The following is a 19,846-nucleotide window of genomic DNA, read 5'->3' on the forward strand; positions in this document are numbered from 1 at the left end:
TTAGCGCTCCTCTCGGAATTCGACGTGCTTGCGGATGACCGGGTCGTACTTCTTCAGGACAATGCGGTCCGGGTCGTTACGACGGTTCTTCCGGGTCACGTAGGTGAAGCCGGTGCCGGCGGTGGACTTCAGCTTGATGATGGGACGTACGTCCTTGTCCTTTGCCATTAGAGCTTCACACCCTTCGCGAGGAGCTCGGCAACGACTGCGTCGATGCCGCGGACGTCAATGGTCTTGATGCCGCGGGCCGAAACCTGCAGCGTAACGTTGCGGCGCAGGGACGGAACCCAGTAGCGCTTCTTCTGAATGTTCGGATCGAACCGGCGCTTGTTGCGGCGGTGCGAGTGCGAAATGCTGTGGCCAAAGCCGGGCTCGGCTCCGGTCACCTGGCAGTGTGCTGCCATGATCTCTCCTCCAGTTGTAGTAAATATTGACGGACCTGACGCAGAGACGTAAGTAAAGCGGCCTGCGAATCTGCGTGTAAGAGCGCCCGCCACCAGTTGTGACACCGTTATTACTGCGACTTTCCGGAGGTGAACCTGGCGGGGTGAGATCCAGCCGAAGTGCCTCGCCGCGGGGAAGACGGTGAAGTCAGGTGCAATAAACCGCGCATTTCCCGGGGGAAGCACGGCCTATCCGCGACCCTCAATTCTAGGTAAACACGGACGCCACGCAACGTCGTCTCCCTCTGCCTGGGCAAGGGGGTGCCAAAGTTGCGTGACTTAACGCCTCTCCATCTTAGGGGCAGCGGCGGTTTGGATCAAACCAACTGCCACCCATCGACTGCGGTTGCGAGCCGCGGTGCCGGGCGCGCGGCTCAACTGTTCAGCCGCGGTTCGCGCAGCACCCAGCTGCTGGGCTCCAACTGCTGCACGATCTTCTTGCCGATGCGCTCCAGGTCCCGCACATCCTTGCGGTCCAGTCCGTCGAAAACCGCCTGGCGCACGGTTTCGACATGTCCCGGCGCCAGGGCCACGATCGCAGCCATCCCCGCATCCGTGAGCAACGCCATGGTCACCCGGGCGTCGTCGGCGCACTGCGCCCGGGAAACCCAGCCGCGGCCCTGGAGCTTCTTGACCACGTGCGAGAGGCGGGACAGCGAGGAATAGGTGCGGGAGGCCAGCTCGCTCATGGGCAGCGACCGGTCCGGCGCCTCGGACAACATGGCCAGCACGTTGTAGTCGAAGAGCGTCAGCTTGCCTTCCCGGTACAGCGGGGCGTCAAGGTTGCCCGGCAACAGGGTGGACACCGCCAGCAAGGCCAGCCATGCCTGGCGCTCTTCGGGGTCGAGCCAGCGTGCAGAAGTCATACCCCTATTCTGCCATAAAACTTGAGGCTTCAAGTGTTATGGGCCGACGGGGCGCCCGGATAAGGACCGGCCACCGGCCGCCCCCGCGACGGCCCGCGTCGACCCGCTTCTGCGCGACACTACCCTGGCCGGCCGGTGGCGTGGAGCCCGGTTAGCTGCGGGTACTTCGCGGTGAGCGAGTCCCCCGAGGACGTTCCGCGCAGCCGGCGCCCCATCCACGGGCCCAGGTGCTCCCGGGCCCACCGGACATTGGCGGCCATCGCGCGGCGGCGGGTCAGCGTCGCCAGGTCCGGCAGCGCCGGCAAGTCGATGATGTCCTCTGCTTGCAGCACTTCCAACACCTTCTTGGCCATCAAGGTGTGCCCGGCGGTGGACATGTGCAGGCGGTCGTCGTCCCAGTAGCGCCAGTCGCGGAACTCGCGCATCCGCCAGTAGTCAACGATTTTGGCTCCGTGCAGGTCGGCAATCTCCCGCACCCATTCGTTGTAGATGGCGGTGCGGCCTCGGGTCTTGCCGAAGACCGCCGAGGCCACCGTGTCAAAGCCGGTAAACAGCACGACGTCGGCCCCGGTGGCCGCCAGCTTGGCCACCCCGGCTTCGTACCCGGCCATCAGGTCGTCGATGTCCACCCGCGGGCGCAGGATGTCGTTGCCGCCGGCGTAGAGGGTCACCACGGTCGGCCGGAGCGCTACGGCGGCGTCGACCTGGTCGTTGAGTACCTGGGCGATCTTCTTGCCCCGGATGGCAAGGTTCGCGTAGCCCCAGCCGGTATCGGCGAGCATCAGCTGCTCGGCAACCCGGTCGGCCCACCCGCGCACGCCATTGGGCAGGTTGGGGTCCTTGTCCCCCACCCCTTCGGTGAACGAATCCCCCAAGGCCACAAAACGCTTCGCAAAAGTCACCGGACCAGATTAACAAAGAACCGTTCCGGCAGCGGCCCGCGCGACTCCGGCCTCCGCTTGGCCGGGCAAGCGCACCGGCTCAGCGCCGGCTGACCGGCACCGCCGACCGGCACCGCTTAGCCGCCGCTGCGCGGTGCGTACATGATGACAGCGACCCCGGCGAGCGCGAGGCCGGCGCCGATGTAATCCCAGCGGTCCGGCTCGAATCCGTCCAGCAGCATCCCCCAGGCCAGCGACCCGGCGATGAACACTCCGCCGTACGCGGCCAGCACCCGGCCGAAGTTCGCATCCGGCTGCTGGGCGGCGATGAAACCGTACAGGCCCAGGGCCATCACGCCCAGGCCGGCGAACCACCAGTCCCGGCCTTCGCGCACCGCCTGCCAGACCAGCCAGGCGCCGCCGATCTCCGCAATGGCGGCGAGGACAAACAGGATGGCGGATTTGGCGATCGTCATCCAGCCAGTATCCCAAGCCGCCGGCCCGGCGCGGCCGCCTCAGCGGCCCGTCAGCTCCCGGACGGCTTCTTCGAAGACCTCGTGGTGCCGTTCGACGTCGGCGCTGGTGGTTTGCGGGCACATCAGGGCCATGTTGTGGAACGGGGTGAGCAGGATGCCGCGATTGGCCAGGTACAAATGCAGGAAGTCTTCCAACCCGCCGTCGTGGCTGGCCGCCGACTCCGTGCCGTTCCGGGGGGCCGGGCTGGCGAAACGGTATTCGGCACGCGCACCCAACCGGGACACCGACCACGGCAGCGCATACGCATCTATCACCCGCTGCACGCCGGCGGCGAACTCCGTGGCACGCGCGGTCATGGCAGCGAAGGCCTGATCCGTCAGCACGTGTTCGAGCGTGGCCCGCATGGCGGCGACGGACAGCGGGTTTCCGGCCAGGGTGCCGCCCACACCGCCCATGTCCACCAGGTCCAGGTCCGTCCGGCCCAGTGCCCGCTCGGCCAGTTCGGCGCTGAGCCCGTAGGCCCCGCAGGGGATGCCGCCGCCGATCGATTTGCCGATCACCACCACGTCCGGCTCGAGCCCCCACGCCGCCGTTGCCCCGCCGGGTCCGGCGGAGAAGGTGTGTGTCTCGTCGATGATCAGCAGGGTGCCGTGCCGGCGGGTCAGTTCCCGCACGCCGTCCAGGTAGCCCGGTTCGGGCAGCACGATGCCAATGTTGGTCAGCGCCGGTTCCATCAGCACCGCCGCCACGTCGCCGTGGGCAAGTTGACGTTCCAGGGCCGCAAGATCGTTGAACTCCGCGACCCTGCTGGTCTCCGTGACGTCCACCGGCGCCCCGACGTTGCCCGGGCGGTTCATCCCCTCGCCGTCGGGGCCGGCTACGATCAGCGATTCGTCGACCGACCCGTGGTAGCAGTACGGATTGAACAGGATCTTGCTCCGGCCGGTCAGGGCGCGGACCAGCCGGATGGCCCAGCGGTTGGCATCGGTGGCGGTGAGCGAGAAGCTCCAGCGCTCCACCCCGAACCGGCGGGCGAGCTCCGCCCCTACCCACTGCGCGTCCGCGGTGGGCAGCATGGTGGCCAGCCCGCCGTCGTCGGCGGCACGCCGGATCATGGCCTCGACGGTGGGCTCCGGGGAGTGGCCGGCCATCGCGCCGGTGTCGCCCAGCGCGAAGTCCACGTATTCGAGACCGTCCACGTCCCACACCCGGCAGCCGCGGGCCCGCGCCAGATAGAGGGGGAAGCCGCCCGGCTTCTTGTTCATCCACGTCATCGGGACTTTCCCGAAAAGGTGGGAGGCGCCGTCGTACAGTGCCTTGGACTGGGGATGCTTCGCCTCGAAGTCCTGCAGTTCGCGGGCGAAGAGCACTGCCAGCCTGTTCCGGTCGATCATGAAGTGCTCCTGGTCAGCGAGCCGGCGGCGGTCAGCGTGCCGCCAACATCTTGGCGCGGCGGTGGGCGAGGATCTGCCCGCCGATGACGATCAGCAGCGCGATGATGAACATCGCCGAACCGATCACATTGGCCTGGGCGGGAATGCCGCGGGTGGCGGCCACGTAGATGAACTTCGGGAAGGTATCCACGTTGCCGGAGTTGAAGTTGGTGATGATGAAGTCGTCGAAGCTGATCGCGAAGCTCAGCAGGGCTGCCGCCACGATCCCCGGCAGCAGCAGCGGGAAGGTGACCCGCCAGAAAGCCTGCATCGGGGAGGCATAGAGGTCCGCCGCCGCCTCCTCCAGCTTCGGGTCGAGGCTGGACACCCGGGCCTTGACCGTGACCACGACGAACGAGATGCAGAAAACGGTGTGCGCGATGATGATGGTGCCCTTGCCCAGTTCCGCGCCCACGTTCAGAAACTGCGCCAGCAGCGAGGCGCCGAGGACCACTTCCGGGGTGGCCAGCGGGAGGAAAATCAGCATGTTGGCGGTGGAATTGAACCGGAACCGGTAGCGGACCAGCCCGATGGCAATGGCCGTGCCCAGCAGGACGGCGATCAACGTGGCGACCGCGCCGATCTGGAGGCTGTTGCCCAGCGCCTGGCAGACCGCCGGGGCGCCGCAAGGGTTGGCCCAGTTGTCCCAGGTAAAGGCGCGCCAGGTGAGGTTGGTGCGCCCGGCGTCGTTGAAGGAGAACACGAAAACGTAGGCAATGGGGACCAACAGGAAGACGAACGCCAGTCCGCCGAACACAGGGACCAGCCAGCGGCCGAAGGAGTTTTTCACGTCAGGGCCCCCTACAGCAGTTCTTTGGTGCCGAAACGGCGGACGTAGATGAAGACCAGGGCGAGGATGGCCAGCATCAGCACAAAGGACAGTGCCGAAGCGCCCGGATAGTCGACGACGCGGAAGAACCGGGAGTCGACGACCTGGCCGATCATGGTGGTGTTCTGGTTGTTGCCCAGCAGCGAGGCATTGATGTAGTCGCCGGCCGCCGGAATGAAGGTGAGGAGCGTTCCGGCCATCACCCCGGGCATCGACAGCGGCAGCGTGACCGTCCTGAACGTGGTGAAGCCGTTCGCGTAGAGGTCGTTGCCGGCCTCGATCAGCCGGGTGTCCAGCCGTTCCAGGTTCGCGTAGATGGGCAGCGTCATGAAGGGCAGGAAGTTGTAGGTCAGGCCGCAGACCACGGCGAAGGCGGTGGCCGTGAGCCGCCCGTCCTCCGGGAGCAGGGCAAACGTCCTGAGCACGGCGACTACCGGGCCCTCATCGGCGAGGATCTGTTTCCAGGCCTGGGTGCGCAGGATGAAGCTGGTGAAGAACGGCGCGATGATCAGCACCAGCAGGATGCCCCGCAGCAGGCCGCGACCGCGCAGCCTGACCGCAATAAGATAGGCCATCGGATAGCCGATCAGCAGTGCAGCGGCAGTGGCGACCAGCGCGAACCCGAAGGAACGCAGCAGCTCCGGCCAGTAACTGCCCAGCATCCGCACGTAGTTGTTGAATTCAAGCGCCGGCGCGAATTGGCCGATGTCGGCCCCCGGCGGCTTCGTGTAGAGCGAGGTCGCCAGCAGCGAGAACACCGGGAGCACGAAGAACAGCAGCAGGAAGAAGAAGCCCGGCAGGATCAGCCAGTAGCCCATCCGCCCCCGGCGGCGTTCCTCCTTGAGCTCGCCGCTGCCGCGTCCGTTATCCGCAGCGGGGGACTTGTCTGCGGTGGCCAGGGCACTCATCAGTCACCGTCCTCGGGCGCCCCGTACTGCGGTTCCTCGTCGCCGTCCAGGCCGAAGGCGTGCTCCGTGTCCCAGCTGAGCACCACGGCGTCGCCCGGCTGCGCCAGCTGCTGGCCGTGGTTCTGGCTGAACACGCCCACCGTGCCCACCCCGGCAACCTCTACCAGGTACTCGGTGCTGACCCCGGTGAACGAGGTGTCCAGCACCGTGCCGCGCAGGATGTTGGCTGCCTCGGCCGGCGCATCATGCGGCCACATCATCTTCAGCTTCTCCGGGCGGATGCCGATCAGCGCCTTGCCCCGGTGCACGGTCGCGCGCTCCTTGAGCACGGCCAGCCGGTTGCCGTTGGCATTGACGACGACGGCGTCGCCCCGGTCCTCGATAATCTCACCGGCGACCAGGTTGGATTTGCCCAGGAAGTTGGCCACGAAGACGGTGCGCGGCAGCTCATACAGTTCCCTGGGTGCCCCCATCTGCTCCACTTTCCCGGCGTTCATGACGGCCACGGTGTCCGCCATGGTCATGGCTTCCTCCTGGTCGTGGGTGACGTGGACAAAGGTCAGCCCCACCTCGGTCTGGATTTTCTTCAGTTCCACCTGCATCTGCCGGCGCAGCTTCATGTCCAGTGCGCCCAGCGGCTCATCCAGCAGCAGCACGGCCGGCTGGTTCACGATCGCCCGCGCCAGCGCCACCCGCTGCTGCTGGCCGCCGGAGAGCTGGGCCGGCCGGCGTGCGGCCAGGTGCGACAACTCCACCAGCTCCAGTGCCTTCTTCGCCTGCTCCTGAGCGTCACGGACCTTGCGCCGGCGCAGCCCGAACGCCACGTTGTCCAGCACGCTCATGTGCGGAAACAGGGCGTAGTTCTGGAACACCGTGTTGACCGGCCGCTGGTGCGGGCTGGTCTTGCTGATGTCCTTGCCGCCGATGCTGATGCTCCCCGACGTCGGCTGTTCCAGCCCGGCTACCATCCGCAGGGTGGTGGTCTTGCCGCAGCCGGAGGGGCCGAGCAGGGCAAAGAACTGGCCCGCAGGAATGGTCAGGTCCAGGGCATCGACGGCCACGAAGTCGCCGAACCGCTTGGTGACGGACGCCAGTACCAGATCCGCGCCGCTGTCTTCGCCGATGGCGTTGGCGTGCTCTGTCCTCAGTGGTGCCTGGGTCATCAGTTGCCGATCGCCTGCTGGAAACGGTTGCCGAAATCGGTTTCCTCATCGGCTTCCAGGCTGCGGAAGACCTTGACCTTGGCCAGGTCTTCGTCCGTGGGGAAGATCAGCGGATTGTCGACCAGTTCCGGATCGATCTTCTCCATGGCTTCCTTGGCCCCCTGCACCGGGCAGATGTAGTTCACGTAGGCCGCGACGGTCGCCGCGTTTTCCGGATCGTAGTAGAAGTCCATCAGCGCTTCCGCGTTCTTCTTGTGCGGCGAGCCGATCGGCACCAGCAGGTTGTCCGACCACAGGGTTCCGCCGGCTTCCGGGAGCGCGAATTGCCACTTGTCGCCCTCTTCGAAATTCAGCTGCGTGATGTCGCCCGACCAGCAAATCACTGCCAGCGCGTCGCCGGAGATCAGGTCTTCCTTGTAGGAGTTGCCCTTGACCTGGCGGATCTGGCCGTCGGCAATCTGCTTTTGCAGGACCTCCAGCGCAGCGTCGTATTCGCTCGTGCCCCAGTCGCCGGAAATGTCCACGCCGTTCTCCAGCATGAGCAAGCCCATGGTGTCGCGCATCTCGTCGAGCACTTCCACGCGTCCCTTGAGCTCGGGCTTCCACAGATCGGATACCGTCCGCAGCCCGCCCGGGACCGCTTCCTTGTTCCAAGCAATGCCCGCGTATCCGGACTGCCAGGTCAGGGAGTTCTTCCGGTCCGGGTCGAAGTCCACGTTCTTCAGGGTTTCCAACAGGTTGGCCGCGTTCGGAATGTTCGCGTGGTCCAGTTCCTGCGTGTAGCCGAGCCGGATCAGGCGTGCGGCCATCCAGTCGGTGAGCGTGATGATGTCCTGTCCGATGTCCTGCCCGGCGGCGAGCTGGCCCTGGACCTTCCCGAAGTACGTGTCGTTTCCGTCGATGTCCTCGGAATAGTTGGCCTGGATCCCGGTTTGCTTCGTGAAGGCCTCCAGCGACGGGTAGGTCTGGGTGGAGTCGTCATAGTCCAGGTACAGGGTCCAGTTGGCCCAGTTGACTTCCTTTTCCTGGTCAGACAGGTCTTCCGCCGGTGACAGCGCACCTGCCGAACCGGTGTTCGACGAGCCGCCCGTGCCGCCCGTGCCACACGCAGCGAGCAGGCCGGCCAAAGTCAGTCCGCCGGCGCCCATGAGGACGTTGCGGCGTGACATCTGCGCAGCGACCAGGCGGCGCAGGCGTGGGTCTTCAGGTAGTCGTTTCGGCATCTGGTGCTCCTGTTGACGGATCGGACCTCGCTGGTGCGTCGATACTTGCAGACGCCGGAGACCCCGACAATAGTTTCAGTTGTAAATTTTTGATTACACGACGAAATCCGAAGCAAGCCCTCTTCCGGAACGCCGATTGTCCTGTCGCAACGGGCACACCCGCGAAGTATGCACCCGGCGGCCGGAACTGCCGCGCCAAAAAGCTGCTGTGAGCCGCTTCACAACAGATAGTAGCCTCAAGGTCTTCGTATTTCGATAGCCGCGGCGGCTAATCTTTTCGAAATCAGCACTTGCGCTCTTCCCAGACAACGGATTCAATAGTCAGCAATCCTGCCGGTGGCGGGTATTCGCTTAGGAGGTGGATACGCTTGACCTTGCTGCCCAGCGCCGGCCACGGCCCCATCGGCAACAGCCACAGCCCTGCGGTTGACGAGGTCTCCAAGGCCATCATCGAGCAGCTGCAGGAAGACGGCCGGCGTTCCTACGCCGCCATCGGCAAGGCGGTCGGGCTCTCCGAAGCAGCCGTCAGGCAGCGCGTGCAGAAGCTGATCGACTCCGGCATCGTGCAGATCGTCGCGGTGACCGATCCACTGCAGCTGGGCTTTGCGCGGCAGGCCATGCTGGGCATCAAGACCGCTGCCGACCTGCTGGAAGTGTCGGACAAGATCGCGGAACTGGACCAGGTGGACTACTGTCTGGTCACCGCGGGCTCGTTCGACATTCTGGCCGAAGTCATTTGTGAAAACGACCAGGATTTGTTGCGGCTGGTCAACCAGATCCGCGGCATTCCCGGCGTCCTGAGCACCGAAACATTCATGTACCTCTCTCTGCGCAAGCAGGAATACAACTGGGGAACCCGATGACACAGACATCCGCATCGCCAAGCACCAGCATCCCGGGCCAAGGCACACCCGCCGGCACGACGACCGACGCCCCGATGCGCCGGACCTACACCACTCCGATGGGAACGGACCGCCAGCAGGCGGCCCGCGACCACCTGTGGATGCACATGGCCCGCCACTCACCGCTGGTTGCCGGCGGCAACGTACCGGTGATTACCCGCGGCGAAGGCCACCTCATCTACGACGACCAGGGCCGCGAATACATCGACGGTCTCGCAGGGCTCTTCGTTGTCCAGGTGGGCCACGGCCGCGAGGAACTCGCGCAGGCCGCCGCCCGGCAGGCCAAGGAACTGGCCTTCATGCCGCTGTGGTCCTACGCCCACCCGGCGGCCATCGAGCTGGCCGAACGCCTGGCCCACCACGCCCCGGGCGATCTGAACCGGGTCTTCTTCACCACCGGCGGCGGTGAAGCCGTGGAATCTGCGTGGAAGCTGGCCAAGCAGTACTTCAAGCTGCAGGGCAAGCCCAACAAGACCAAGGTGATTTCCCGCGCCGTCGCCTATCACGGCACCCCGCAGGGAGCGCTGTCGATCACCGGCATCCCGGACATGAAGGCACCCTTCGAACCGCTGGTGCCCGGCGCTTTCCGCGTTCCCAACACCAACCAGTACCGCGCCCCGGCGGGCTTGGAAGACCCGAAGGCCTTCGGCCGCTGGGCTGCGGACCGGATCGGCGAAGCCATCGAGTTCGAGGGCCCGGACACCGTTGCCGCCGTGTTCCTGGAACCGGTGCAGAATTCGGGCGGCTGTTTCCCGCCGCCGCCCGGGTACTTCGAGCGGGTGCGCGAAATCTGCGACGAGTACGACGTTCTGCTGGTCTCCGACGAAGTCATCTGCGCGTTCGGCCGGATCGGTTCGATGTTCGCCTCCACCGACTTCGACTACGTGCCGGACATGATTACCTGCGCCAAGGGCATGACCAGCGGCTACTCACCGATCGGCGCGATGATCGCTTCCGACCGCCTGTTCGAACCGTTCAAGCACGGCGACACGACGTTCTACCACGGCTACACCTTCGGCGGGCACCCGGTCTCGGCCGCCGTTGCCATGGCCAACCTGGACATCTTCGAACGCGAGGGCCTGAACAACCACGTCAAAGAGAACGCCCCGGCCTTCCGCAAGACGCTGGAAAAGCTGCTGGACCTGCCCATCGTCGGCGATGTCCGCGGCGAGGGCTATTTCTACGGGATCGAACTGGTCAAGGACAAGGCCACCAAGGAGACGTTCAACGACGAAGAGTCGGAGCACCTGCTGCGCGGCTACCTGTCCAACGCGCTGTTCGACGCCGGTTTGTACTGCCGCGCCGACGACCGGGGCGATCCCGTGGTCCAGCTGGCTCCGCCGCTGACCATTGGCCAGCGCGAATTCGACCAGATCGAGCAGATCCTGCGCTCCGTCCTCATGGAGGGAATGAACCACCTCTGACCGGCAGCAGGACCCCGGTGGAGGGAGCCTATCCCCCGGGACGGCAAGGCGGCGGGTGGCCGGGCAGGGCACCCGCCGCCTTCATCCGGCTTCGCCGCGGACCTGCCGCAGCCACGCACGCCGTTCGGCCAGGCAAGGCTCGATGTCGGCTACGCTCTCCAGCGACACGCCCGCCGGCTCGAGCCCGGCCGCTTCAATGATGATGCCGTAACGGCCCCGCTCGGCCCCGGCCCACCACTTGTCGCCGTCCTGCCAGAGCGCGAACTCCACCTGTTCACCGTCGACGGCGATACCCACCATCCGCGGCTCCTGGCGGTCCAGCTCGTCCAACTGCCGCAGGTAGGCGTCCTTGTCCTCCACCATGGCGCCGGCGCCCAGGCGCATCGAGCGAATGCTCTGGTTTACCCCATGGGCGGTGGTCAAAACCTGGGCATAAGGCGAACCAAGCCCCGGGTCGCCATGCAGCAGCCCGTGCGGACCGCCGTCGAAAATCCATTCGCCGACCATGATGCCGCCATCCCAGCCGCCGAGGCCGAAACACGGCAACTCAGCAAAAGTTTCCCTAATACGCTGTTCCCCTTCAGCCACCATGGCCCAGAATCCGTCCGGGTCGCGCTGTCCATCAACGTCCATGGAGCAAGTATGCCAGCGGCCGCCTCGGTGTCGACCAAAAACCTAGTCCGCGGCCTTGGCGACCACCGGGCACGTTGACCGATTCCCCTGTCCCCCGGCAGCCACGTGCGCCGCGATCGAGGACAGGCCGGTACGCAACCCCTACAGTTCGGCCTTACCGGCCCGCCAATAGCCCATGAACGCCACCTGTTTGCGGTCCACTCCCACGTCCCGGACCAGGTAGCGGCGCAGCCCGCGGATGACCGCCGCCTCCCCGGCAATCCACGCATAGAACGGCCGGGTGGAACCGGCGGTGGTTTCCCACAGGATCACCCGGTCGATATCCACGTCTTCGGGGTCCGCCCCCGTGGACGGGGCCAGGCCCGCTCCGGGCACAACGACGGCGGCGCGCACCGCCTCGTCCAGCAACTCGCCGTGCGGGCGGCCGCCCCGCGCCAGCCAGGAGATCTGCACGTCCGCCGCAGTCCTGATGTCCTGGAAATCCGCCGGGTCGGGAACCTCGAGCACGGCGTGGGCCGTCATGTGCTCCGGGAGGCTCTCCAGGATGGCCGCGATGGCGGGAACGGCGGTTTCGTCGCCGGCGAGCAGCACGTGCGACGCCAGCCCGGGCCGCCACTCAATGCCGCCGTAGCTCTTGGCCGTCGCGCAGTTGGCCGCCGCGGCGTTCGGCCCAATGATGGTGACCTCCTCGCCCGGGGCGGCAGCGGCCGCCCAGCACGACGCGGGGCCGCCCTTTCCCTCGGCGTCGAAATGCAGCACAAAGTCCACGTCCAGCTCCGCGCCCCGACCGCCTTCCGCGGGCCGGAATCCGCGGACGGTATAGGTGCGCATGGAGCCGCGTCGGGCCGGGTCCATGGCCAGCCACTGCTGGTACCAGCCGCCGCCCAGTTCCACCGCGGTGCCGGTGGTGACCGCCGTGGCTCCCCGGGCGGCCGTGAAAGCCGGCAGCGGCAGCGGACGTCCGTCGGCGCCGCTGGACGGGATCATCACCTTGATCCGCAGATCCAGCGTCGGCCCGTCCACGCCGAAGCGACGGAGTGAGTCCCCGGAAAACGTGACCCGCCGGTAGCTCGGCGAGAGGTCCTCCACCCGGGCGACGGCGACGCCGAAGGCCAGCACCGGCACTACGGCGGATGTCTCAGTTGCTACGGCAGTCATCGTGCTCCGTATCTCCTTGTCCGTTCCATCGGCTGCGCGGCGGGTTCCTTCAGCGCAGCAGGGGGGCCCGTGCGGGCAGTCGGTGACGCAGCCCGGCAAGCGCTCACGCCGCGGGTTCCTTGTGCTCGAGGTCCGCCGTGGAGAGCACCGGCGCGGGTTCTCCAGCCGTGGCGGAGGCCTCGCAGTGGTGGCGGCCCACCGGAACCACCATCGGCGTTCCGGACACCGGGTCCGGGATCACGCGTGATTCCAATCCGAACACCGTCTGCACCAGCTCCTCGGTGACCACGTCGGCCGGGGCGCCCTCGGCCACCACCTGGCCCCCCTTCATCGCCACGAGTTGGTCGGCATAGCGGGCGGCCAGGTTCAGGTCGTGCAGCACGATGGCCACCGACGTGCCGCGGCGCCGGTTCAAGTCAGTGATCAGGTCCAGCACCTCCACCTGGTGCGACACGTCCAGGAAGGTGGTCGGCTCATCCAAGAGCAGCACGTCGGTCTCCTGCGCCAGCGCCATCGCGATCCACACCCGCTGGCGCTGGCCGCCGGAGAGTTCGTCCACGTTCCGGTCGCCCAGCTCCAAGGTGTCGGTGGCCGCCAGAGCCGCGTTCACGGCGTCGTCGTCCTCGCGGGTCCACTGCCGGAACCAGCCCTGGTGCGGATACCGGCCGCGGCCCACCAGCTCCGCCACCGTAATGCCGTCCGGTGCCGCCGGGCTTTGCGGCAGCAGGCCCAGCACCTTCGCGACCTCGCGGGTGGACTGCCGGTGGATGTCCTTGCCGTCCAGCAGCACGGACCCGGCAACGGGCTTGAGCAGCCGGGCCAGTCCACGCAGCAGCGTCGACTTGCCGCAGGCGTTCGCCCCGACGATGATCGTCACCTTGCCCTCTGGCAGCCGGACGGTGAGGTCCTGCACCACGGTGCGCTGGTCGTATGCCAGCGTGAGGTCACGGGATTCGAGCGTTCGCACTTAGCCTCCTTGGCCTCGGCGGTTGGTGTTGACCAGCAGCCAGAGCAGGAACGGCGCGCCCAGCGCACCCGTCACTACCCCGACCGGCAGCGAGGCGCCGTCGGTCAGATACATCGGAATGAGGTTCGCCGCGGCGAAGTCGGCGGCCAGCACGATCAGGGCGCCCACCAGCGCGGCCGCCGGCAGCGATGCCGCACCGCCCAGCAACCGGCGGGCGATCGGCCCGGACAGGAACGCGATGAACGCCACCGGGCCTGCCGCCGCGGTGGCTGCGGCGGCCAACAGCACGCCCACTGCCATCAGACCCAAGCGGGCCTGCCCCACCCGGACCCCCAGCGCCGCAGCGGCGTCGTCGCCCATTTCCAGGCCGCGCAGGCTGCGTGCCAACAGCGCCACGGCGACGAACAGCGCGACCAGTCCGGCCACCAGTACCCCCGCCCGGTCCCAGTTGCTGGAGTTCAGCGACCCGTTCAGCCAGACCAGCGCGTCCTGGGCGGTGCGGATATCCGTGCGGGTCAGCAGGTAGCTGACCAGGGCATGCATCACGGCCGCGAAGCCGATGCCCACCAGGATCAGCCGCGAGCCGGCCGCCCCGGACACCGTGCTGGAGCGGTACGAAATCGCGTAGATTCCCGCCGCCACCACCAGCGCACCGGCCATGGCTGCGGCCGAGACCGCCGCCCCGGCCGCGCCGAACACGACGATCGCGGTCACGGCGGAGGCGCTGGCCCCGTAGCTGATGCCGATGATGTCCGGGCTGGCCAGCGGATTCCGCAGCATGGTCTGGAAGATGCTGCCGGCCAGGCCGAACGCGAGCCCGACCAGCACGCCGATCACGGCCCGCGGCAGCTTGTGCTCCATCACGATGAAGCTGGCCCCGGGGATATGTTCCCCGGCCAGCAACCGGAGGAAGTCCGGAATGGTCACGGTGTAGCTGCCCAGCAGGACGTCGGCAAAGAACAGTACGACGACGATGCCCGCCAGAATGCCGACGGTTACCGAGCGCCGCCGGCTGCGTCGTCCGGCCCTGCCCGAAGCGGCGGCTCGCTGGTCGCTGCCTTCGCGAGGGCGGGGTATGTCTTCGAGGGCACCCTCTATATACCCTGCCCTCGACGACAAACCCTGCCCTGGGCGATCCGGGGCCTGGGGCAGAGCGGAGTCGGCCGCCTGCTGCGCCACTTCCGGGCGATTTCCGCGCGGGGTGTGCAGCCGGCTCACAGCCCGGCCGCCTTCCGCCGCCGGACCAGCCAGATGAACACGGGAGCGCCGATGACCGCGGTGGTGATGCCGGCTTCGATCTCGCCCGGCGGCGCAACGAAGCGGCCCGCCACGTCGGCACCGACCAGCAGCACGGGGGCCAGCACCATGGAGTAGGGCAGGATCCAGCGGTAGTCGGGTCCGGTCAGCGCGCGGACCATGTGCGGAATGATCAGGCCCACGAAAGCGATCGGGCCGGCGATGGCCGTGGCCGCGCCGCACAGGATCACCACCCCAAGCGCGGTGAGGGCACGGGACAGGCCCACCATCTGGCCCAGGCCGCGGGCGACGTCGTCACCCAGCGACAGGTTGTTCAAAATCCTTCCGGTGAACAGCGTGACGACCAGGCCGACGGCGATGAACGGGGCCACCTGGCCGATCAAGTCCCAGCCGCGGCCGGCCACCGATCCCACCTGCCAGTAGCGGAAGCCCTCCAGTGTGTCCTGGTTGGTCACCAGCACCGAGTACATCAGTGAGCTCAGCCCTGCGGACAGGGCGGCGCCGGCGAGCGCCAGCTTGATCGGGGTGGCGCCTTCCCGTCCCATGCTGGCCACCCCGTAGACCAGCACTGCGGCGAGGGCGGCCCCGGCGAACGCGAACCAGACGTAGCCGGACAGTTGGGTCACGCCGAACAGGAAGATGCCGGCCACCACCGCGAGCGCCGCGCCGGCGTTAACGCCCAGGATGCCCGGATCGCCCAGCGGGTTGCGCGCCACGCCCTGCATCGCGGCGCCGGCGACGCCCAAGGCCGCCCCCACCAGCAGTCCGGTGACGGTCCGCGGGATGCGCGAGTGGACCACGGCGTGGTCTCCGTTGGCGGAGTCGAAGGCGGTGAAGGCCTGGATGAACGCCTCCACGCTGATGGGGCGCGCCCCGAGGGCCAGCGAGGCGAAGCAGATCAGGGCCAGCACCACCAGGGCGGCCGGGATGCCCACCAGCGCCCTGCGCGGGAGCCGCGCACCGGGAGCGGTGGAGGAGGGCCCTCCGGTTCCGTTGACGCCGCCCGATGCGCGGCCGGCGGGACGTCCGGACACCGGTTGGGAAGGCGCCGCGGCCGCCAGATCAGCTGGCATGCACATACCCCCTCGGGCCGGAAAAAGCGACTCAAGTAAGGCTAACCTATCCTCGCCGGGAATAAGAAACGATTTCTTGCCCTATTTGCCGCCGGTGCAGCGCCCCTGGCTCCGGGCCTCGGGCCGGCCTGGCGGCCCCGCCGCGTCATCCGGCGAACGCCTGGCCCGCCGGGCATAATCGAGCCATGACGCCTTCGATCGTCCTGCTGCACGGCTGGGCCTGCTCCGCCGGCTATTGGGAACCGCTGGCCGCCCGGCTCTCTGCGAGCGGCCGCGACGTCGCGGCCCCGGACCTTCCCGGTTACGGCGGCGGCCTGCCCGCCGGCTTCGACTGGACCGTCGAGAACGCCGCCGCGGCCCTGGTCGACCGCTTCGGCAGCGGGCCTGTGCACTGGGTCGGGCACTCCCTGGGCGGAAACATCGCCGCCACCATTGCGGCACGCTTCCCGCGGACGACGGCGTCGCTGACCTTGGTGGGGATGGTTCCGGTGGCTCCGTCCGCGGCAACCGTCGACAAGCTCAGCCGCCTGTTCGGCGGAGAATCTTCCGATCCGGCAGCGGATTTGGCCGCCGGCGAGGAGCTGATTCGCGCTTGGTTTAGCGGCGGCAGCGAACCGCAGGGTGCGGACCGCGAAACATTCCGGGCCCCCTTCAGGCGGCACCCCGACGTCGTGCGCCGGAGCCTGCCCGCGGGGCTGGCCGGCGCCGCACCCGAGGTCGCGGAGCTGGTGGCCGCTCCCACCCTGGTGGTGACCGGCACGCGGGATCCCACTCGGCCGCCCGCCGCGGTCGCGGACTTCCTGGCCCGGCACCCGCACTGGCACCACGTATCCGTGCAGGATGCCGGGCACATGGTGCACTGGGAGCAGCCTGCCGCCTGTGCCGCCGCGCTCCTGCGGCACGCGGAGTCCGCCGAGCACGGCGCATGACCCAAGCCGCACCCGGGGTCGCCGACACCCGGGCAAGGTGCGCTAGGGCTGCTTGGCCGGATGCGTTTCCCGCTGGATGACCGGCATGATTTCGGTGGCCAGGAGTTCGATGGACCGGGCGGTGTCCGCGAACGGCAGCCCGCCCAGGCCCACCTGCGCCATGTAGCGGTCGTGGCCGAACAGCTGGTACTGCTCCATGATCTTGTCGATCACTTCCTGCGGGCTACCGGCCAGCAGCCCTCCGCCCGGACCGGCCCAGGCTTCGAAGGTCTCGCGGGGAAAGTGCCCGGCCGGCCGCGGCATGTTTTGCTCGAAGTACGCACGGTAGTACGGGTAGAACGTGTCGCGCGCCTGCTGCGAGGTCGGAGCCACGAAAAAGTGGCCGCCCGTTCCCACCGGCAGCGTGGCCGGATCGTGCCCGTGCGCTGCGGCGGATTCCCGGTAGTACTCAATGTGCCGGACGAAGTGCTGCGGACCGGAGAGCAGCGCCAGGTACAGCGGCAGCCCTAAGCGTCCGGCCCGCTCGAAGGAAGAAGGCGTGCCGCCCACGCCCACCCAGACCGGAAGGCTCTCCTGCAGCGGCCGCGGGGACACGTCCATGCCCCGGATGCTGTGATGGTACGTGCCGTCCCAGCTCAGGTTCTCCTGTCCGCGGGCGGCCAGCAGCAACTGGAGCTTCTCTTCGAACAGTCCGTCGTAATCGGCCGTGTCGTACCCGAAGAGCGGGTAGGACTCGGTGAACGCGCCGCGGCCGGCAATGATCTCGGCGCGTCCGCCGGAGAGCAGGTCCAGCGTGGCGAACTGCTCGAACAGGCGCACCGGGTCCTGGGTGGACAGCACGGTCACCGCCGTGGCCAGACGCAGGTTGGTGGTCTCGCGGGCGATGGCAGCCAGGACGATTTCCGGCGCCGAAATGGCGAAGTCCTTGCGGTGGTGCTCGCCGAGCCCCAGGAACGAGATGCCGGCCTGGTCGGCAATCTTGGCCAGCTGGACCAGTTCCTCCAGGCGCCGGCGGGGCGACAGCGCCTCCCCGCCCGGGCCGCGCGTCAGCTCGCCGAAGGTAAAGATGCCAAAGTCCATGGTGCTCCCGGGGTAGCTTGCAATAACTGATTAGTTGAAGCTTCAGTTATTCACGGATATTCCCGGGATCCCGGCTCCACCCCTCGGCAAAAGGGCTACCGGGCAGTAACATGAGGGGACAGCACAGGGCCTGGAGCCCGGCAGGCCCGCGTCGAAGGGGACTGCCATGAGCGCCGAGACCGACCAGACAACTGCCGCCCGCGCCGCCGGTGCCGGAACGAAGGCCGGGCCCGCCGGCACCGCGCCCGACGCGGGACCGTTGCCGGCCGAAGCAGGGACAGCCGGACCGGCCGAGACCGGCGAGCGGGAGGCGCGGGAACTCGCCGAGGCAGCCCGCGAGACCGAATGGAACCGGCCAAGTTTCGCCAAGGGCCTGTACATGGGCCGCTTCGAGCTGGAACTGATCCATCCCCATCCGCTGCCGACTCCGTCCGAGCGCGAGGCCGGCGAGTCGTTCCTGGCAACGCTGGAGGAGTATGCCCGCACCATGGACGGGGCGCGGATCGAGCGCGACGCGAAGATCCCGGACGAGTACCTTGCCGGACTGGCCAAGCTCGGCGCCTTCGGCATCAAGATCCCGGTCGAATACGGCGGCCTCGGCCTGTCGTTGCTCTATTACGGCCGCGCCCTGATGCTGCTGGGCTCCGTGCACCCCTCGCTCGGTGCGCTGCTTTCGGCCCACCAGTCCATTGGTGTTCCCGAACCGGTGAAGGTCTTCGGCACCGAGGAGCAGAAGCGGGAATACCTGCCCCGCTGCGCGGCCGGGGCCGTGACGGCGTTCCTGCTCACCGAGCCCGACGTCGGATCCGACCCAGCCCGGCTCGGCACCACCGCCACGCCCACGGAAGACGGCGAAGCGTACCTGCTCAACGGCAGCAAGCTGTGGACCACCAACGGCGTGATAGCGGAACTGGTAGTGGTGATGGCCAAGGTCCCGGAGCATGACGGACAGCGCGGCGGCATCTCCGCCTTTGTGGTGGAAGCGGATTCCCCCGGCATCACGGTGGAAAACCGCAACACCTTCATGGGCCTGAGGGGGATCGAAAACGGCGTGACCCGGTTCGACAACGTCCGCGTCCCCGTGGCCAACCGCTTGGGACGTGAAGGCCAGGGACTGAAGATCGCCTTGACCACGCTGAATACCGGCCGCCTGTCCATCCCCGCCCTCTGCGCCGCGAACGGCAAGTGGTCCCTGAAGATCGCCCGCGAATGGTCCAATGCCCGAGTGCAGTGGGGCAAACCCGTGGGCAAGCACGAGGCCGTCGGCAAGAAGATCGCCTTCATCGCCGCGGGCTCCTTCGCCCTCAACGCGGTCTTTGAGCTGTCGGCCGGACTCGCCGATGCCGGGATGAAGGACATCCGGATCGAAGCGGCACTGGCCAAGCTGTGGTCCAGCGAATTCGCCTGCAGGATCGCCGACGAGCTGGTCCAGATCCGCGGCGGCCGGGGCTACGAGACCGCCCAATCGCTCGCTGCCCGCGGCGAGCGCGCCGTTCCGGCGGAACAGGCGTTCCGCGACATGCGCATCAACCGGATCTTCGAAGGCTCTACCGAAATCATGCACCTGTTGATTGCCCGCGAGGCCGTCGACGCCCACCTGGCGGCGGCCGGAGACCTCGCCTCGCCCGACGCCGGCGCCCAAGCCAAGGTGAGGGCGGCTCTGGGCGCCAGCAGCTTCTACGCCAGGTGGCTCCCCCAGTTGCTCGCCGGCCGAGGCATGAATCCACGGTCGTACAACAATTTCGGCCTGCTGGCCCGGCACCTGCGATTCATCGAACGGTCCTCCCGCCGACTGGCCCGGCAAACATTCCTCGGGATGGGCCGGTGGCAGGCCGGGTTGGAAAAGCGGCAGGCCTTCTTGGGCAGGATCGTGGATATCGGTGCCGAACTCTTTGCCATGGCGGCCTGCTGCAGCCACGCCGAAATGCTGCGCAGCCGGGACGCAGCCCAGGGCAGGTCGGCCTACCAGCTGGCCGACGCCTTCTGCCTGCAGTCCAGGCAGCGGATCGACCGGCTCTTCGACGAACTCTGGCGTAATTCCGACGCCAGCGACGGCAGGCTGGCCTCGCATGTGCTGGCGGGCGACTACGCCTGGCTGGAAAGCGGCGTGCTGGACCCGTCCGAGGGCACCGGGCCGTGGATTTCCGAGCACCTGGGCGGCGCCTCCACCAAGGAAAATTTGCACCGCTCCTACCGCTGA

General features: G+C 67.7%; 20 protein-coding genes. 4 read left to right on the forward strand and 16 right to left on the reverse strand.

The genetic code is table 11. The annotated features are described in order from the left end of the window. The 10 genes from rpmG to AC5RVD_RS01195 all read right to left on the reverse strand — a co-directional run bounded on the left by rpmG (position 1) and on the right by AC5RVD_RS01195 (position 8,223). Complete coding sequence (gene rpmG / locus AC5RVD_RS01150; protein ID WP_127512989.1) at positions 1-168, reverse strand: 50S ribosomal protein L33; 168 nt, start codon at positions 166-168, stop codon at positions 1-3. Next, positions 168-404, reverse strand: coding sequence for a 50S ribosomal protein L28 (gene rpmB, locus AC5RVD_RS01155; RefSeq protein WP_136785732.1), 237 nt, complete (start codon positions 402-404; stop codon positions 168-170). The genes rpmG and rpmB overlap by 1 nt, the downstream gene beginning before the upstream one ends. A gap of 413 nt (positions 405-817) precedes the next feature. Beyond that, a complete protein-coding gene (locus AC5RVD_RS01160; protein ID WP_494112825.1) occupies positions 818-1,309 on the reverse strand; it encodes a MarR family winged helix-turn-helix transcriptional regulator in 492 nt (163 codons plus the stop codon). Between the two features lie 119 nt (positions 1,310-1,428). After that, the gene (locus AC5RVD_RS01165) at positions 1,429-2,211 is read right to left on the reverse strand and encodes an SGNH/GDSL hydrolase family protein (RefSeq protein WP_494112824.1); all 783 of its coding nucleotides are present in this window, start codon (positions 2,209-2,211) and stop codon (positions 1,429-1,431) included. Between the two features lie 116 nt (positions 2,212-2,327). Continuing rightward, positions 2,328-2,666, reverse strand: coding sequence for a YnfA family protein (locus AC5RVD_RS01170; RefSeq protein WP_494125675.1), 339 nt, complete (start codon positions 2,664-2,666; stop codon positions 2,328-2,330). A 39-nt stretch (positions 2,667-2,705) separates the two neighbouring features. Next, positions 2,706-4,061 carry a transaminase gene (locus AC5RVD_RS01175; protein ID WP_494125676.1) on the reverse strand — a complete coding sequence of 452 codons (1,356 nt, stop codon included), beginning with the start codon at positions 4,059-4,061 and terminating at the stop codon, positions 2,706-2,708. Between the two features lie 31 nt (positions 4,062-4,092). Then, the gene (locus tag AC5RVD_RS01180; RefSeq protein ID WP_494112821.1) at positions 4,093-4,890 is read right to left on the reverse strand and encodes an ABC transporter permease; all 798 of its coding nucleotides are present in this window, start codon (positions 4,888-4,890) and stop codon (positions 4,093-4,095) included. Positions 4,891-4,901: 11 nt separating this feature from the next. Beyond that, positions 4,902-5,837, reverse strand: a complete 936-nt coding sequence (locus AC5RVD_RS01185; protein ID WP_494112820.1) for an ABC transporter permease — start codon at positions 5,835-5,837, stop codon at positions 4,902-4,904. Next, positions 5,837-7,000, reverse strand: a complete 1,164-nt coding sequence (locus AC5RVD_RS01190) for an ABC transporter ATP-binding protein (RefSeq protein WP_494112819.1) — start codon at positions 6,998-7,000, stop codon at positions 5,837-5,839. The genes AC5RVD_RS01185 and AC5RVD_RS01190 overlap by 1 nt, the downstream gene beginning before the upstream one ends. Next, a complete protein-coding gene (locus tag AC5RVD_RS01195; protein ID WP_494121155.1) occupies positions 7,000-8,223 on the reverse strand; it encodes an ABC transporter substrate-binding protein in 1,224 nt (407 codons plus the stop codon). Before AC5RVD_RS01195 ends, AC5RVD_RS01190 begins: the two co-directional genes overlap by 1 nt. Positions 8,224-8,591: 368 nt before the next feature. On the opposite strand from AC5RVD_RS01195, the gene AC5RVD_RS01200 reads away from it, so the two are divergent. Together AC5RVD_RS01200 and AC5RVD_RS01205 are read left to right on the forward strand one after the other, a co-directional pair. Then, on the forward strand, positions 8,592-9,086 hold the full coding sequence (locus tag AC5RVD_RS01200; protein WP_494112817.1) for an Lrp/AsnC family transcriptional regulator: 495 nt from the start codon (positions 8,592-8,594) through the stop codon (positions 9,084-9,086). A 74-nt stretch (positions 9,087-9,160) separates the two neighbouring features. Then, a complete protein-coding gene (locus tag AC5RVD_RS01205) occupies positions 9,161-10,549 on the forward strand; it encodes an aspartate aminotransferase family protein (protein WP_494112861.1) in 1,389 nt (462 codons plus the stop codon). 81 nt (positions 10,550-10,630) lie between these two features. Here AC5RVD_RS01205 and AC5RVD_RS01210 read toward each other — a convergent pair whose 3' ends face one another. The 5 genes from AC5RVD_RS01210 to AC5RVD_RS01230 all read right to left on the reverse strand — a co-directional run bounded on the left by AC5RVD_RS01210 (position 10,631) and on the right by AC5RVD_RS01230 (position 15,637). Then, on the reverse strand, positions 10,631-11,182 hold the full coding sequence (locus AC5RVD_RS01210; protein ID WP_494125677.1) for a hypothetical protein: 552 nt from the start codon (positions 11,180-11,182) through the stop codon (positions 10,631-10,633). Between the two features lie 141 nt (positions 11,183-11,323). Beyond that, positions 11,324-12,340, reverse strand: coding sequence for a siderophore-interacting protein (locus tag AC5RVD_RS01215; RefSeq protein WP_494125678.1), 1,017 nt, complete (start codon positions 12,338-12,340; stop codon positions 11,324-11,326). Positions 12,341-12,443: 103 nt separating this feature from the next. Continuing rightward, on the reverse strand, positions 12,444-13,307 hold the full coding sequence (locus tag AC5RVD_RS01220) for an ABC transporter ATP-binding protein (protein WP_494125679.1): 864 nt from the start codon (positions 13,305-13,307) through the stop codon (positions 12,444-12,446). Then, complete coding sequence (locus tag AC5RVD_RS01225) at positions 13,308-14,294, reverse strand: FecCD family ABC transporter permease (RefSeq protein WP_494126045.1); 987 nt, start codon at positions 14,292-14,294, stop codon at positions 13,308-13,310. A 227-nt stretch (positions 14,295-14,521) separates the two neighbouring features. Then, positions 14,522-15,637 carry a FecCD family ABC transporter permease gene (locus AC5RVD_RS01230; protein WP_494125680.1) on the reverse strand — a complete coding sequence of 372 codons (1,116 nt, stop codon included), beginning with the start codon at positions 15,635-15,637 and terminating at the stop codon, positions 14,522-14,524. Between the two features lie 185 nt (positions 15,638-15,822). Between AC5RVD_RS01230 and AC5RVD_RS01235 the strand changes: the two genes are divergently transcribed. Beyond that, a complete protein-coding gene (locus AC5RVD_RS01235; RefSeq protein WP_494125681.1) occupies positions 15,823-16,566 on the forward strand; it encodes an alpha/beta fold hydrolase in 744 nt (247 codons plus the stop codon). Positions 16,567-16,608: 42 nt separating this feature from the next. Here AC5RVD_RS01235 and AC5RVD_RS01240 read toward each other — a convergent pair whose 3' ends face one another. After that, complete coding sequence (locus AC5RVD_RS01240) at positions 16,609-17,646, reverse strand: LLM class flavin-dependent oxidoreductase (protein WP_494112811.1); 1,038 nt, start codon at positions 17,644-17,646, stop codon at positions 16,609-16,611. Positions 17,647-17,812: 166 nt separating this feature from the next. On the opposite strand from AC5RVD_RS01240, the gene AC5RVD_RS01245 reads away from it, so the two are divergent. Then, positions 17,813-19,846 (forward strand): acyl-CoA dehydrogenase family protein, encoded by a 2,034-nt coding sequence (locus tag AC5RVD_RS01245; RefSeq protein WP_494125682.1) that lies wholly within the window; start codon positions 17,813-17,815, stop codon positions 19,844-19,846.

This window comes from Arthrobacter sp. THG-b23 (assembly GCF_059091265.1).

Excerpts from the sequence above, each read along its gene's own strand:
- rpmG (WP_127512989.1), bottom strand. The coding sequence starts at position 168 with ATGGCAAAGGACAAGGACGTACGTCCCATCATCAAGCTGAAGTCCACC.
- rpmB (WP_136785732.1), bottom strand. The coding sequence starts at position 404 with ATGGCAGCACACTGCCAGGTGACCGGAGCCGAGCCCGGCTTTGGCCAC.
- AC5RVD_RS01160 (WP_494112825.1), bottom strand. The coding sequence starts at position 1,309 with ATGACTTCTGCACGCTGGCTCGACCCCGAAGAGCGCCAGGCATGGCTG.
- AC5RVD_RS01170 (WP_494125675.1), bottom strand. The coding sequence starts at position 2,666 with ATGACGATCGCCAAATCCGCCATCCTGTTTGTCCTCGCCGCCATTGCG.
- AC5RVD_RS01175 (WP_494125676.1), bottom strand. The coding sequence starts at position 4,061 with ATGATCGACCGGAACAGGCTGGCAGTGCTCTTCGCCCGCGAACTGCAG.
- AC5RVD_RS01185 (WP_494112820.1), bottom strand. The coding sequence starts at position 5,837 with ATGAGTGCCCTGGCCACCGCAGACAAGTCCCCCGCTGCGGATAACGGA.
- AC5RVD_RS01190 (WP_494112819.1), bottom strand. The coding sequence starts at position 7,000 with ATGACCCAGGCACCACTGAGGACAGAGCACGCCAACGCCATCGGCGAA.
- AC5RVD_RS01195 (WP_494121155.1), bottom strand. The coding sequence starts at position 8,223 with ATGCCGAAACGACTACCTGAAGACCCACGCCTGCGCCGCCTGGTCGCT.
- AC5RVD_RS01205 (WP_494112861.1), top strand. The coding sequence starts at position 9,161 with ATGCGCCGGACCTACACCACTCCGATGGGAACGGACCGCCAGCAGGCG.
- AC5RVD_RS01210 (WP_494125677.1), bottom strand. The coding sequence starts at position 11,182 with ATGGACGTTGATGGACAGCGCGACCCGGACGGATTCTGGGCCATGGTG.
- AC5RVD_RS01215 (WP_494125678.1), bottom strand. The coding sequence starts at position 12,340 with ATGACTGCCGTAGCAACTGAGACATCCGCCGTAGTGCCGGTGCTGGCC.
- AC5RVD_RS01230 (WP_494125680.1), bottom strand. The coding sequence starts at position 15,637 with ATGCCAGCTGATCTGGCGGCCGCGGCGCCTTCCCAACCGGTGTCCGGA.
- AC5RVD_RS01235 (WP_494125681.1), top strand. The coding sequence starts at position 15,823 with ATGACGCCTTCGATCGTCCTGCTGCACGGCTGGGCCTGCTCCGCCGGC.
- AC5RVD_RS01240 (WP_494112811.1), bottom strand. The coding sequence starts at position 17,646 with ATGGACTTTGGCATCTTTACCTTCGGCGAGCTGACGCGCGGCCCGGGC.
- AC5RVD_RS01245 (WP_494125682.1), top strand. The coding sequence starts at position 17,813 with ATGAGCGCCGAGACCGACCAGACAACTGCCGCCCGCGCCGCCGGTGCC.